Source organism: Oscillibacter acetigenes (assembly GCF_025567605.1).
Taxonomy (GTDB): domain Bacteria; phylum Bacillota; class Clostridia; order Oscillospirales; family Oscillospiraceae; genus Oscillibacter; species Oscillibacter welbionis.
In genome coordinates this window covers 434,389-447,765 of sequence record NZ_JAOQKG010000001.1, presented here as the reverse complement: position 1 = coordinate 447,765, position 13,377 = coordinate 434,389, and the positions used below count along the sequence as shown (strand labels likewise).

Genomic DNA, 13,377 nt, shown 5'->3' with positions numbered 1-13,377 from the left:
CGCTCCGCAGCGGGCCGGCGCAGAGTGCTCAGAATCGTCCCTGGACGCCCAGATAGGCCAGGACGCAGCCCGCCAGCGTCACCAGGGAGAATACCGCCACCAGCTTCGCCTCACTCCAGCCGGAGAGCTCCAGGTGGTGGTGCAGGGGGGCCATCTTGAAGAACCGCTTGCCGTGGGTCAGCTTGAAGTAACCCACCTGGATAATATCGGACAGCGTCTCCAGAATGTAGATGATGCCTACGGGGATCAACACCAGGGGCATATCGAACACAAAGGCCAGGGCCGCCACCGCGCCGCCCAGAAACAGGCTGCCGGTGTCCCCCATGAACACCTTGGCAGGGTGGTGGTTATAGACGAAGAAGGCTGCCAGCCCTCCCGCCATAGCCGCCGGGAACAGAGCCTGGATGCCGTAGGTGCTCCAGAGGACGCCGGCTACGGTGAAGAACGCCATCACCACAAAGGTGACGCTGGCAGCCAGCCCGTCGATGCCGTCGGTCAGATTCACAGCGTTGACGCAGCCCACAATGACGAAGGCCGCGAAGATCAGATACACGATCCAGTTGATGGTAAAGCTCATGTTCAGGAAGGGGATATACAGGTCGTTGGTCAGCAGGCCCTCGTACCGCATCAGCACCAGGAACACCACCGCCGCCGCCAGCTGAAGGATGAACTTCTGCCGGGCCGTCAGTCCCTCGTTCTGGTGCTGGCGGACCTTGCGGTAGTCGTCCACAAAGCCGATCAGGCCGAAGATCAGGGCGAAGAGATACACGTAGAGGTGCCAGAACACCCCCTCCAGCATGAAGCTCCAACCCAGGATGAACACGGTGACGCCCGCACCCAGGATGAACATGATGCCGCCCATGGTGGGCGTGCCGGCCTTGGACTTGTGCCACGTGGGTCCGTCCTCCCGGATCTCCTGGCCGGCCTTCAGCTTGCGCAGCTCCGGGATGAGAAATCTGCCGATGAGCAGCGTCAGCACAAAGCTGACGGCCGCCGCGATCAAAGAAAGTGTCATATATCCGTCTCCCTCTCCTTCGCCGGGCACAGCCCCGGCCCTTTGGTACGTTCCTGATTCCAGCGGTTCTCCGGCGGCCGATCCTCCGCCGGATGTCCCGCCGTATCCCATTGTCCATGCGGCGCCGCCCACGGCTGACCGCCGCATTTCACGCGGACCGCCCGAAGTGAATTCAGCCGATTTCAAGGGTTTGCCTGCGGCAAACCGCTTGACGCCGGACGCCCGGCGGTCACTTCCCCGCCAAGTGCTCCGCCACGATCTCCCGTTCGTCCATGTGGTGCTTCTCGTGGTTCACGCCCCACAAAATCTCCGATTTTGTGGGGACCCCGCATTTGACTCAAATCGCCCGAAGTGAATTCAGCCGATTTCAAGGGTTTGCCTGCGGCAAACCGCTTGACGCCGGACGTCCGGCGGTTACTTCCCCGTCAAGTGCTCCGCCACGATCTCCCGTTCGTCCATGTGGTGCTTCTCGTGGTTCACTTCCTGGTAGGTCTCGTGGCCCTTGCCGCACAGGGCGATCACATCGCCGGGCTGCGCGTGGTCCATCGCCCAGTGGATGGCCTCCACCCGGTCGCAGATCACCTGGTAGGGGGTGCCGCTGCCCTCCAGGCCCGGCAGGATGTCGGCGATGATGGCCTCCGGGTCCTCGGTCCGGGGGTTGTCGGAGGTCACCACCACAAAGTCCGCCAGCTCCGCCGCCACGCTGCCCATAATAGGCCGCTTGGTCCGGTCCCGGTCGCCGCCGCAGCCGAACAGGGCCACGGTGCGTCCCTTGGCAAAGCCCTTCACGGTGCGAAGAATATTCTCCAGACTATCCGGCGTGTGGGAGTAGTCGATCAGGACCGTGTAGTCCTTTCCCGGTGTGGGGACCACTTCCACCCGCCCCTTCACATGGGGAACTGCAGCCAGCACCCGGGCGCTCTTTTCCAGAGGAACGCCCAGAGCCAGAGCCGCACCCAGCACATCCAGCGTATTATATACCATAAACCCGCCGGGAATGCCAACTTTGATGGGCGTGCGGCTATCCTTTGTCACCGCATCGAAGGCGATGTGGTCCGCCGCAAGGGTGATATGCTCCGCCCGCAGGTCTGCCGCGGCGTGCTCTGCATAGAAGTACTGCCGACATGCGGCGTTTTGCAGCAGCCGCTCTGTCCAGGGATCGTCGGCGTTGCAGACGCCCACGTCGCAGTTCTGGAACAGGATGGCCTTGGCGTCGCAGTAGGCTTCCATGGTCTTGTGGAAATCCAGGTGGTCCTGGGTCAGGTTGGTGAAAATGCCCACCGCGTAGTGGATACCGTACACCCGGTCCAGCGCCAGAGCGTGGGAGGATGCCTCCATCACCACATGGGTGCAGCCAGCGGAGCGCATCCGGGCAAACAGCTCCTGGAGCTCCAGGGACTCCGGCGTGGTGCGCTCAGTGGGCACCACCTCATCGCCGATCAGATCCTGGTTGGTGCCGATCAGGCCCACCTTGGCCCCCAGCTCCTGTTCCAGGATGGCCTTGAGCAGATAGGTGGTGGTGGTCTTGCCGTTGGTGCCGGTGACGGCCACCATGGTCATGCTGTCTGCCGGATGGCCGTAATAGTTGGCGGCCATCACCGCCAGGGCCCGGCGAGAGTTCTCCACCAGGACATAGGGCACGGAGCTGTCCTCCGGCGGTCGCTCACACACCACCGCGGCGGCTCCCGCCGCCACAGCCTTTCCGATATAGGCGTGGCCGTCGGTGGCAAAGCCGGTCATGGCCACGAAGACGTCCCCGGGTGCCGTGGTCCGGGAGTCATAGCTGATATGGGTGATCTCCGTCTCCATGTCCGCGGTAGCGGACCGCAGGGAGAGCCCTGCCAGCAGCGTTTTCAAATGCATTGTATGCACACCCCTTTTGTTCAGTCTGGCAGCAGTTTGCCGTCCCTCATTATAAACAAGGGGATTTGCAAAGTATACGGAGGAAGGTGCCAAAAACCATGCAGAACCTGCTTTCTCAATCCAGGACAGAGTTGTCGCCGAACTGGACGGTCACCACCGTGCCCGCCGCCACCTCCGTGCCCGCAGGGAGAGACTGGGTAATGGCGTAGACATTGCCGGAGCTGGCTGTGGTGGTACCGGTCACCTTCATGATAAGTCCGGCGTTGGTGATGGCCTTGTTGGCCTCTGAGGCGCTCTTCCCCACCACATTGGGCACGGTGCAGGGGGTGTCCGGCTTCTCCTGCCCCAGGTAGAGGATGATGGAGGCATTTCCCGGCACGATGGCGCCGCCGGCGGGGGTCTGGTCGGTGACCGTGTCCCCGTCCCCCACAGTGCGGAAGGTGAAGCCCAGGTCAGCCAGCCGATCTTCAGCGGCCTCCCTGGTCTGTCCCACCACATTGGGAACCGTGGTGTCAGCGCCCACCAGCTCCTCGGCGGTGTAATCCGGCTCAACGCCCAGCAGAGGCAGGATCTCGCTCATGATCTGGCTGGCCACCGGGGCCACCATGGTGCCGCCGAACACGGCAGTGCCGGTCGTGCGGCTGGGGGTGTCCATGGTCAGCAGCATGATGTACTGTGGGTCGTCCGCCGGGGCGAAGCACATAAAGGACACCACCACGTCCTTGGTGCCGGTTTTATCCGCAGTGCCGGTCTTGCCGCCGATGCGGTAGCCCGTCACCTGTCCGTTGCGGCCGCCGCCGTCGGACACCACCCACTCCAGGCACTCCCGCACCTTGGCGGAGGTCTCCTCACTGATGACCTGCCGCACCGCTGTGGTCTCGTGCTGACTGAGGATGTTGCCCTCGTCGTCCAGCACCTGTTCTACCAGATAGGGGGTATACAGATAGCCGCCGTTGATGGTGGCTGCCTGGGCCCGGATCAGCTCCAGGGGCGTGACGTTGAAGGTCTGTCCGAAGGAGTAGGCCGCCAGGGAAACCACGTTGGAGTTGAAGCTGTCCTCATTGGCAAAGATGCCTTCCGCCTCCGCAGGCAGGTCGATACCGGTGGTCTCCATGAGGCCGAAGGACTTCAGATAGCGGTAGTATGCCTCCGTGCCGATCTTCAGGCCCATGGTGACGAAGGCCGGGTTGCAGGAGTTGCCGGTAGCCACCTTCAGGGTCTGGGTGCCGTGGCCGGCCCGCTTGGAACAGTTGATGGCTTTTCCCCAGCCCTCCACGTGGATGGAGCCGGTGCAGGTGAAGGTGGTGTTCATGTTCACCACGCCCTCCTCCAGGGCCGTGGCCAGCGTGATGGGCTTGAAGGTGGAGCCGGGCTCGTAGGTGTCCTGATAGCACTTGTTCCGCCACTGCTTGAACTGGATGGTGGCCCGGGCATTCGCCAGCGCCTGATTGTACGCCTCCTCCGTCTCGTAGGTGCTGCGGTTCTGCTGGATCTCCGCCAGAGCGGCATCCAATTCCGCCTGAAGTCCCTCAGTATAGATGGTGGAAAAGTCTCCCGGATCATAGTTGGGATAGGAGGCCATGGCCACAATGCCGCCGGTGTTCACGTCCATGACGATGCCGGTGCCGCCGTTGGCCGCGTCGTACTTATCCAGCATACTCTCCAGGCCCTTTTCCAGGGCGTACTGGACGTTGGTGTCCAGAGTCAGCACCAAGCTGCTGCCATTCTCCGCATCAAACATCTGCTCGCCGCCGCTGAACAACAACGGCGTGCCGTTTACGTTGGTAGGCGTGATGGTCAGTCCAGTGCTGCCGCTGAGCACGTCATCATAGGACGCCTCCAGCCCGTAGGCGCCCATATTGTTGGCATTGACGAACCCTATCACATTGCCTGCCAGAGAGCCGAAGGGATACAGCCGCTTGGTGTCCGGCGTCAGGGAGATGCCTTGGAGCCGGGTGGGCCGCCCGCCGGTAGAGATGAGAACGGTGTTGCCGTCCTCGTCCACCGTGGTAAGCTGGTTCCCCTCATCGTCGATCTCTCCGTTGATGAACCGGCGGACCTCGTCGGCCACGTCCTGGTCTACCTTCTTTTTGACCTCCCAGTATCGGTTGGCGGTGTTCTCCAGGTGCTCCAGGATGGTCTCCTCCTCCACATCCAGAATGCGGCTGAGGCCCCGGGCGATATACGCCTGGTCCAGCACCTCCGGCGCCGTGTAAGGCGCTCCCTTCTCGGCAGCCTCCTCGGCCGCATCCTGGATCTTCTGCTCCTGGGACTCTACAAAGTCCTGGACGCCACCGGGATCCAGTAAGACTGTCTCCGTGGAGTAGGAGATGGCCATGATCTCGCCGTTTTTGTCGTAGATCGTCCCCCGGGAGGCGCTGATGACCATGCTGTCGGTCTGCTGGCTCACCGCCTCGGCCTTCAGTTCGTCGTGCCGGTTGATCTGCAGATCGTACAGCTTCCAAAACAGCACTGTGAAGGAGGCCACACCCAACAGCAGCATGATGAGCATCGTCCTGCCCCGGATTACCTGGTTCGCCCGGCGGGCGGCGTCGCTCTTTCTTCTGGGTCTGTCCGTCATGCCTGTTCTCCTTTCGGAACGCCGGGGCCGCTTCCCCCGTCCATACGCAATACCAAAGCAAGGAGTAAGAAGGCCCCCTTCTTACTCCCCACCGTTCGCTTCATTATAGTGCGGCCGTCACTCGAAATATTCCACCACGGCGTAGATCCCGTGGTTCAGCGAGGTCAGCAAACGGCTGAGCAGATTGGACTCCTCCTGCTGATAGACCACGGCACTGTCGCCCTCCGACAGATCGATGTAATAGATCTGGCTGCTGCTGGGCTTGCTCATGCCCGCCGCCTCCGCCACCTCTTTCACGGTGGCCAGGTCAAACATCTGCTCGTGCTGGGCGGTGAGTGTGACGTTCTCCGTCTGCAGCTCCTCCAGCTGGTTCTGGAGGGACACCACCTCGTCGGAGATGATCGTCAGCTGGATGTAGCCCATCAGCACCATCACTGCAAGGCCGATGGCCGCGCCCACGCCCAAAACGGAGAGGACGGACACCTTCTGCCGCTGGCGTACCTGCGCCTTGGAGAGGCTCCGCACCCGGGGCTTCGCCTTGGGGACGGCCTCTACCGCCGTCTGGTGACGGGGAGCCTCTCCGGCGTGCCGAAGAGCGCGCTCCCGGACTTCCCGGTCCAGGTCGTACGCCAAGTCCCCATATACCGCGCTGCGGCTGTTGTACCGCAGTTCCCGCGCTGCTGCCAAAGAAGGTCCCTCCTTTTGCTCCGCCATACCGGCACGGAGCCGTTCTCACACACATTAACACCGGATGGTCCCGGTGTGGTCAAAGGTCAAAGCCGAACTTTTCCGCCACCCGCAGCTTGGCGCTGCGGGCCCTTGGATTCTCCTCCAGCTCCGCGCCGCCCGCCGTGACGGGCTTGCGGGTCACCAGCCGCACCTGGGGCTTTTTGCCGCACACGCACACCGGAAACTCCGGCGGGCAGACGCATCCCCGGGCCAGCTCCGCCAGCGTCCGCTTGACGATCCGGTCCTCCAGAGAGTGGAAGGTGATGACGGCCAGGCGACCGCCGGGGTTCAGCCCGTCCACCGCCGCCCGCAGCATGGGGGGCAGGGCATCCAGTTCACCGTTGACCGCGATCCGGATGGCCTGAAAGCTCCGCTTGGCCGGGTGCTGCTTCTCCCGCAGAGCTGCGGGAGGCATGGCGCTCTTGATGATCTCCACCAGCTCCAGGGTGGTCTTCACAGGCGCGGTCTCCCGCGCCCGGACGATGGCTCTCGCGATGGCGGGGGCGTACCGCTCCTCGCCGTATTCAAACAGGATGCGCCGCAGCTCCTCCTGGCTCCAGGTGTTCACGATGTCCGCGGCGCTCAGGGGGGCGGAGGTGTCCATCCGCATGTCCAGCGGGGCGTCCTGCATATAGGAGAAGCCCCGTGAGGCGTCGTCCAGCTGGGGAGAGGACACGCCCAAGTCAAAGAGCATCCCGTCGGCGCCGCTGACACCGCACCGGGACAGGACCTCCTTCAATTCCGAAAAGTTGCTGTGGATCAGCGTCACCCGGGCCAGCCAGGGGGCCAGACGGTCCTGCGCCGCGTCGATGGCGGCCTGGTCCCGGTCGATGCAGATGAGCCGCCCGGTGGTCAGCCGACCGGCGATCTCCCGAGAGTGTCCGGCTCGTCCCAGGGTGCCGTCCACATAGATCCCATCGGGGCGGATGTTCAGTGCTTGGATGCAGGCGTCCAGCAGAACAGGCTTGTGCGTGTATTCCATCGGCACTCACCCGCGGCTGCGCCGGACACGGGCCAGGGCGTCCATGGCCGCGGCCATATCGTCGCTCTCCAGCATCCGCTGCTCCCGCTCCGTCCAGGTCTTCTCGTCCCAGATCTCGGCGAAGGAATTCAATCCCACGATGGTGGCGGTCTTTTTCAGTCCCGCGTGGGCCCGAAGGCTGGCAGGGATCAGCACCCGCCCCTGGGCGTCCGGCTCACACTGGACGGCGTTGGCGTATAGCAGCGTCAGCGCCCGGGCCTCTGTATAGGAGAGGTCGTCCATCTCCTCGGACATCTGGTCCCACTTGGCCTGAGGGTAAATGGTCAGGCAGTGCTCCGCGCCGATGGTAATGTAGAACGTGTCGCCCAGGGCCTCCCGCATGGCGGAGGGGATCACCAGACGGCCCTTGGAGTCGATGCTGTTGTTGGATTTTCCCAACAGCCTGGCCACGGTTGATCCCCCCTTTCCCGCGTTTTTTGGGTCTGGATGGGGTCTCTTTGGCACTTAATCTCTACTTTTACCCACTTTTCCCCACCACATGCTCTGAGTATAAGCGAAATTGGCCGGGATTGCAAGCAGTTTTTTCCGGGAAAACCGCCGCTAAGAACGCCAAATTATGGCATTTTTCGGCCAAAATCGCCATTTTAAAACAGATGTTCGACATCTCTTTGACAAGTTTACGTAAAATAAAAAACACCCCATGACGCAAGAACTTGTGCCATGGGGTGCTTTTTTTCATTTTCTCCGCAACATCTAGAGTATTCCAAAAAAGTTTCGCCAAATCCTTTGGCGTTTTTCACAAATTTTTAAGATTACGGTTGACCTGCGGCATCACTCCTCGCCGCCATCCTCCTGGGGCGGGGTCCTGCCGTCCAGCTTGTCCCGCTGCTCCTGCATTTTGGCAGCGGAGGCACTGCGGAACCGCACCCGCTGCTGCTTCACCTCATCCAGCGCCATCTGCACCGCCTCCTCCGTGCGGGCCAGGGCGTCCTCGGCATACTCATTGGTCACCTGGTACAACTGGCGGCAGCGCTCCTCCGCCCGGGCCACCATCTGGCGGGCCTTCTCCTTGGCCGCATAGAGCACCTCGCTGTCGGACACCTTGGTCTTGGCATCCAGCTCCGCCTGACGCATCATCCGGTCCACGTCCCGTTTGGCATCCTCCACAAACTTGTCCCGGGCGGAGAGCAGCTCCTGGGCGCGCTTGATCTCCACCGGCAGCTGGGCCCGCAGCTCGTCCAGCAGATCCAGCAGCTCGTCCCGGTCCACCATGCTCATATTGGGTTTCAGGGCCGGGGACTTGGCGTCCTCGATCCGCTCGTACAGCATATCGATCAAACGGTTCACATCATTTGCCATGGGACTCATCCTTCCTTCTTTTCCGTCATCTCCCGCACCAGAGGCACGATGGACGCGGGCAAATAGTTTTCAAGCGGCTGGTGATAGCGGATCATCTCCCGAGCCATGGAGGAGCTGAAGTGCTGATATGCCGCGCTGGCAGGCAGTAGCAGCGTTTCCAGCTCCGGATGGATCCCCCGGTTGATGAGAGCCATCTGATATTCCACGTCAAAGTCCGTGGTGTTGCGCACGCCCCGGACGATGGCGGAGGCATGGTGCCGCACCGCGAAATCCGCCAGCAGGCCCGGCCACAGCTCCGCCTCCACATTGGGCAGGTCCGCCACCGCCGTCCGCACCAGCTGGAGCTTCTGCTCCGGTGTGAACATCTGGTTTCGCTTTTCAGCGTTGGGGCTGACACAGACACAGACCCGGTCAAAGCAGGCAGCCGCCCGCCGGATGATATCCAAATGCCCCAGGGTGATGGGGTCGAAAGAGCCGGAGCAAATCGCTGTTCTCATGGGGGTCATTCCTCGTTTTCTCGGTCTCCGCCCCGGCGGATCAGCGTCAGGGCGATCCTGCCGTAACGGTAGGTGCGGCGCACCCGGTAGGGCGCCGCAGGCGCCGGAAGGCTCCGGTCCGCCGGGTGTTCTGCCACAATTATACCATGGGGATTGAGAATGTCAAACGCTGTCAGATGGGCGACGGCGGGCTCCAGCAGCCCCGCCTCATAGGGAGGGTCCAGAAACACGATGTCAAACCGCTCCCGCAGTGACCGCAGAAACTCCATGGAGTCCCCCGCCACTACCCGGGCCCGGTCCTGGAGCTCCGTCAGCTTCAAATTCTCCCGAATCAGCTTCACGGCGTCGGCCCGCCGGTCCACGAACACGGCAGAGGCGGCACCCCGGCTGAGGCACTCGATGCCCAGCTGGCCGGTTCCGGCGAACAGGTCCAGCACCCGGCGCCCCTCGATGTCGAACTGCAGGGCGCTGAAGAGCCCCTCCTTCACCCGGTCGGTGGTGGGGCGGGTCTCCGTCCCTTCCAGCTCCTTCAGCCGGCGGCCGCGGGCAGTGCCGGTAATCACACGCATGGTTTTTCCTCCTCTCGGTGCCTCCGGTTCTCGCGGGCGCCGGAGATCAGGTACAGGATCAGCCCCGTCCAGACGAAGCCGAACAAAATGGCGTGGGTGGCGGTGAATGCCTCTCCATACAGCGCCACGGACAGCAGCAGCTGCATGGTGGGGTTGATATACATCAGAATGCCGGAGAGGGTCATTGGCGTGGTTTTCATGCCGGCGGCGAAGAACATCAGCGGCACAGTGGTCACCACGCCGGACACCGGCAGCAGCAGCCACTGCCAACCAGAGAGGACCCCGGCGGCGCCGGTGCCGTGGGCCTCCATCCAGAAGATCAGCACCAGGGCAAAGGGCGCCAGGGTCAGCGTCTCCACAAAGGTGGAGACCGCCGCGTCGGAACGGACCTGCTTCTTCAGCGCCCCGTAAACAGCAAAGCTGCCGCCGATCACCAGGGCGATCCAGGGGATCTGCCGGTAGCGGATGACAGTGATTACCAGTCCCGCGAAGGTCACCGCCACCGCCAGCCACTGGAGCTTTGTCAGCCGCTCCCGGAACAGGACCGTCCCCAACAGGATCGCCAGGATGGGATTCATATAGTAGGCGAGGCTGGAGTCGATCATGTGCCCGTTGGCCACCGCCCAGATGTAGACGCCCCAGTTGACGCAGACCACGCAGCCCGCAGCGGCCAGCAGCCCCCACTCCCTCCGGTCCCGGAACGCGGCCCGCACACCGGCCAGCCGGTCCCGCCGCAGCAGCAGGATGCCTCCGGTGAGCACCATGGACCACACGATGCGGCTGGCCAGCACATACAGGGAATCCACCTGGGCCAGCAGCTTCCAGAAGATGGGCAGCAGGCCCCAGATGACATAGCAGGTCAGCACATACAGCGGGCCCTTGTTTTTCATTGGGTCGCTCTCCTTTCCCCTCCAGCCTTCACCTCTGTGGCCTTCAGTTTCTGAAAAATCCCGTGATTTGTCTATTTTACGGCAAGCCGCGGAAGATTTCAATAGCTTTCCGCGCCGGAGCCGGGTCTTTTTTAGACTTGTACTTTCACGGGGAATCGTATATAATAAGGTTCTCAAAGTACAGGCTGTGGACAGCCGCTGTCCAGAGCAGGCGGCCCGCCGCCCTTCGTGCCAAACTCCTGGGAAAGAAAGGACGTTCTCATGATTCAATTCAAGTCTGACCACGGCGATATCACCGTCAGCAGCGCCGTCTTCTCCAACATCACCGGCATGGCGGCCACCAACTGCTTCGGCGTCAAGGGCATGGCCTACCGCTCCATGACGGACGGCCTGGTGCATCTGTTGCGCCGGGAGGCCATGAGCAAGGGCGTCAGCATCACTTATCACGACGACAACTCCATCTCCATCGAGCTCCACATCATCGTGGAAAACGGCGTCAATCTCCCCGCGGTCTGCCGCTCCATCATGAATGAAGTGCGCTATGTCGTCACCCGGAACACCGGCGTCACCGTCAAGGACGTGGACGTGTGCGTGGATTCCATGACCCTGTGAGGGAGGAACGAGACAGATGAACGAACAAATCACCGGCGCACTGTTCAAGCGGATGGTGCTCCACGGCGCAGCCGTCATCACGGCCCAGAAGCAGGCCATCAACGACCTGAACGTCTTTCCCGTGCCCGACGGCGACACGGGCACCAATATGTCCATGACCATCGGCACCGCCGTGACGGAGCTGCGCAAGAGCGAGCCCGCCACTGTGGAGCAGGCGGCCTCCGTCACTGCCTCCGCCCTGCTGCGGGGGGCCCGCGGCAATTCCGGCGTCATTCTCTCCCTGCTGTTCCGAGGCCTGTCCAAGGCCCTGAAGGGCCGGGAGACTGCGGACGCCGCCGCTTTCGCCGCCGCCATGCAGGAGGGTGTCTCCGCCGCCTACAAGGCGGTGATGAAGCCCGCCGAGGGCACGGTACTCACCGTCTCCCGTCTTGCCGCCAAGCAGGCGGTGGACACAGCCGCCGCCGGAGAGACGGACCTGGAGCGGGTCCTGGAGGACGCCATCCGAGTGGGCTATGCCGCCCTGGCCCAGACCACCGAGATGAACCCGGTGCTGAAAAAGGCCGGCGTGGTGGACGCCGGCGGCAAGGGCTATCTCCTGATCCTGGACGGCATGCTGGCGGAACTGCGGGGCGAGCCCATGCCCGAGACGGAGGCTGGCGAGTCCAGAGAGGAGAAGGCAGACTTCGCCACCATGGCGGCGGAGGACATCACCTTCGCCTTCGACACGGTATTCATCGTCCGCAAGGCCATGGCCGATATCTCGCTGGAGCCGCTGCGGACATATCTCAACAGCATCGGTGACAGTCTGGTGATCGGCGAGGACGACGAGGCCTTTAAGGTCCACGTCCACACCAACATCCCCGGCAACGCCCTGAACGAGGCCCAGAAATACGGTACCCTGGAGCTGGCCAAGATCGAGAACATGCGGACCCAGGCGGACGACCTGGCCGCGGGCAAGCACGTCCAGAGCACCGATGACCTGGACGCGGTGGAGGCGGAGCTGGAGTCCGTCCCCGTGGAAGAAACGCCCGCCGTGGCGGCGCCGGAGAAGCCCTACGGCTTTCTGGCGGTGTGTGCTGGGGACGGCCTGGCCGCCGTGTTCCGGGACCTGGGGGCCGACGGTGTGGTGTCCGGTGGGCAGACCATGAACCCCTCCACCGAGAGTATTCTGGAGGGCGTGAACAAGATCCCGGCGGAGACGGTGTTCGTCCTGCCCAACAACGGCAACATTATTATGGCAGCCCAGCAGTGTGCCGCCCTGACGGAGAAGCAGGTGGTGGTGATCCCCACCAAGACCGTGCCCCAGGGCATCACCGCCATGATGAACGTGGATTTCGACGCGCCGGATGCCCAGACCATTACTGACGCCATGACGGGAAGCCTCAGCTCCGTCACCACGGCCCAGATCACATACGCCGCCCGGGACTCCGACTTCGACGGCTTCGCCATCAAGGAGGGCGATTATCTGGCCCTGGAGGAAGGCAAGCTCTTCGACACGGACGGTTCCCTTGACACGCTGCTCCACAAGCTGGCGGAGGACGCCGCCGGGCGGGAGGCCTCCTTCATCTCCCTGTACTTCGGCGAGGATGTGCAGGAGGCGGACGCTCAGAAGGCCGGGGCCCTGTTTGAAGAGGTGTGTCCCGGTGCGGAGGTGGCGGTCCTCTCCGGCGGACAGCCTGTGTACTATTATATTATCAGCATGGAATAAAGCATCAGGAGGTGTTTCTGTTTCTTTCAAGCAGAGACACCTCTTTCTTTTTGAAAAGGAGGCGCCCTATGAAGACCTGGAAGCTCCTGCTGCTGGCCCTGGTGCCCGGCCTGTGGGGCTGGCTGTGCAACTGGCTCACCGCCGTGTCCCTGAACGGCCCTGCCTTCCTGTTTACACTGGCATTTTATATCCAGGTGCCTGCAGCCATCGTGTTCTGCCTCTGGCTGGGGCATCTGTGCGGCCGCTCCGAAAGGAGCTACCCCGCCTGCCTGCTGCTGACCCAGTGGCCCAGCCTGGTGAGCTTTGCCCTGTACGTGTGGCAGTTCCACTTTGTCTCCAGTGAGGCCCGGAGCTTCCTGCTGGCGGGGCTGGGGCAGTACCCCGGCCTCCCGCTGTTTTCCCTGGCCTGCCGGCTGGTGATCCCCTTTTCCAATCACAGCTGGGGGCCGCCGGAAACCTTGGCGGCCAATGCGCTCTCCCTGCTGATGCTGGCGGTGCTGTTCTCCCTGGGCTTCCTATGGGGCCGGCGGAGGCGGTGACCCGGCCCCCTCTCCTGAAAAATGCCCCAGCCC

13 protein-coding genes are annotated in these 13,377 nt (G+C 62.9%); 3 read left to right on the top strand and 10 right to left on the bottom strand.

Going from position 1 to position 13,377, the window contains the following annotated elements; genetic code table 11:
• Positions 1 to 28 precede the first annotated feature (28 nt).
• From mraY to rarD, 10 genes are all read right to left on the bottom strand, one after another.
• Positions 29 to 1,015, bottom strand: a complete 987-nt coding sequence (gene mraY, locus OCV80_RS02340) for a phospho-N-acetylmuramoyl-pentapeptide-transferase (protein ID WP_036631121.1) — start codon at positions 1,013 to 1,015, stop codon at positions 29 to 31.
• Between the two features lie 414 nt (positions 1,016 to 1,429).
• On the bottom strand, positions 1,430 to 2,878 hold the full coding sequence (locus tag OCV80_RS02335) for a UDP-N-acetylmuramoyl-L-alanyl-D-glutamate--2,6-diaminopimelate ligase (RefSeq protein ID WP_136890999.1): 1,449 nt from the start codon (positions 2,876 to 2,878) through the stop codon (positions 1,430 to 1,432).
• A 115-nt stretch (positions 2,879 to 2,993) separates the two neighbouring features.
• Positions 2,994 to 5,459 (bottom strand): penicillin-binding transpeptidase domain-containing protein, encoded by a 2,466-nt coding sequence (locus OCV80_RS02330; protein WP_119311562.1) that lies wholly within the window; start codon positions 5,457 to 5,459, stop codon positions 2,994 to 2,996.
• 117 nt (positions 5,460 to 5,576) lie between these two features.
• Positions 5,577 to 6,146, bottom strand: coding sequence for a hypothetical protein (locus OCV80_RS02325; RefSeq protein ID WP_025544668.1), 570 nt, complete (start codon positions 6,144 to 6,146; stop codon positions 5,577 to 5,579).
• A 79-nt stretch (positions 6,147 to 6,225) separates the two neighbouring features.
• Entirely contained in the window at positions 6,226 to 7,170 is a 945-nt protein-coding gene (gene rsmH / locus OCV80_RS02320) for a 16S rRNA (cytosine(1402)-N(4))-methyltransferase RsmH (protein ID WP_136891000.1), read from the bottom strand.
• A gap of 6 nt (positions 7,171 to 7,176) precedes the next feature.
• Complete coding sequence (gene mraZ, locus OCV80_RS02315; RefSeq protein ID WP_021750860.1) at positions 7,177 to 7,620, bottom strand: division/cell wall cluster transcriptional repressor MraZ; 444 nt, start codon at positions 7,618 to 7,620, stop codon at positions 7,177 to 7,179.
• A gap of 381 nt (positions 7,621 to 8,001) precedes the next feature.
• Complete coding sequence (locus OCV80_RS02310; RefSeq protein ID WP_025544664.1) at positions 8,002 to 8,529, bottom strand: hypothetical protein; 528 nt, start codon at positions 8,527 to 8,529, stop codon at positions 8,002 to 8,004.
• Between the two features lie 5 nt (positions 8,530 to 8,534).
• Positions 8,535 to 9,026 (bottom strand): pantetheine-phosphate adenylyltransferase, encoded by a 492-nt coding sequence (coaD, locus tag OCV80_RS02305; protein ID WP_025544663.1) that lies wholly within the window; start codon positions 9,024 to 9,026, stop codon positions 8,535 to 8,537.
• A 5-nt stretch (positions 9,027 to 9,031) separates the two neighbouring features.
• Complete coding sequence (gene rsmD / locus OCV80_RS02300; protein WP_021750864.1) at positions 9,032 to 9,595, bottom strand: 16S rRNA (guanine(966)-N(2))-methyltransferase RsmD; 564 nt, start codon at positions 9,593 to 9,595, stop codon at positions 9,032 to 9,034.
• Positions 9,586 to 10,485 (bottom strand): EamA family transporter RarD, encoded by a 900-nt coding sequence (gene rarD, locus OCV80_RS02295; protein WP_119311564.1) that lies wholly within the window; start codon positions 10,483 to 10,485, stop codon positions 9,586 to 9,588. The genes rsmD and rarD overlap by 10 nt, the downstream gene beginning before the upstream one ends.
• A gap of 261 nt (positions 10,486 to 10,746) precedes the next feature.
• Here rarD and OCV80_RS02290 point away from each other — a divergent pair, with 261 nt between their 5' ends.
• The 3 genes from OCV80_RS02290 to OCV80_RS02280 all read left to right on the top strand — a co-directional run bounded on the left by OCV80_RS02290 (position 10,747) and on the right by OCV80_RS02280 (position 13,344).
• Positions 10,747 to 11,097, top strand: a complete 351-nt coding sequence (locus OCV80_RS02290; RefSeq protein WP_021750866.1) for an Asp23/Gls24 family envelope stress response protein — start codon at positions 10,747 to 10,749, stop codon at positions 11,095 to 11,097.
• Positions 11,098 to 11,113: 16 nt separating this feature from the next.
• Positions 11,114 to 12,805: a DAK2 domain-containing protein gene (locus OCV80_RS02285; protein WP_136891001.1), complete on the top strand. Its 1,692-nt coding sequence runs from the start codon at positions 11,114 to 11,116 to the stop codon at positions 12,803 to 12,805.
• A gap of 68 nt (positions 12,806 to 12,873) precedes the next feature.
• The gene (locus tag OCV80_RS02280) at positions 12,874 to 13,344 is read left to right on the top strand and encodes a hypothetical protein (RefSeq protein ID WP_021750868.1); all 471 of its coding nucleotides are present in this window, start codon (positions 12,874 to 12,876) and stop codon (positions 13,342 to 13,344) included.
• Positions 13,345 to 13,377 lie beyond the last annotated feature (33 nt).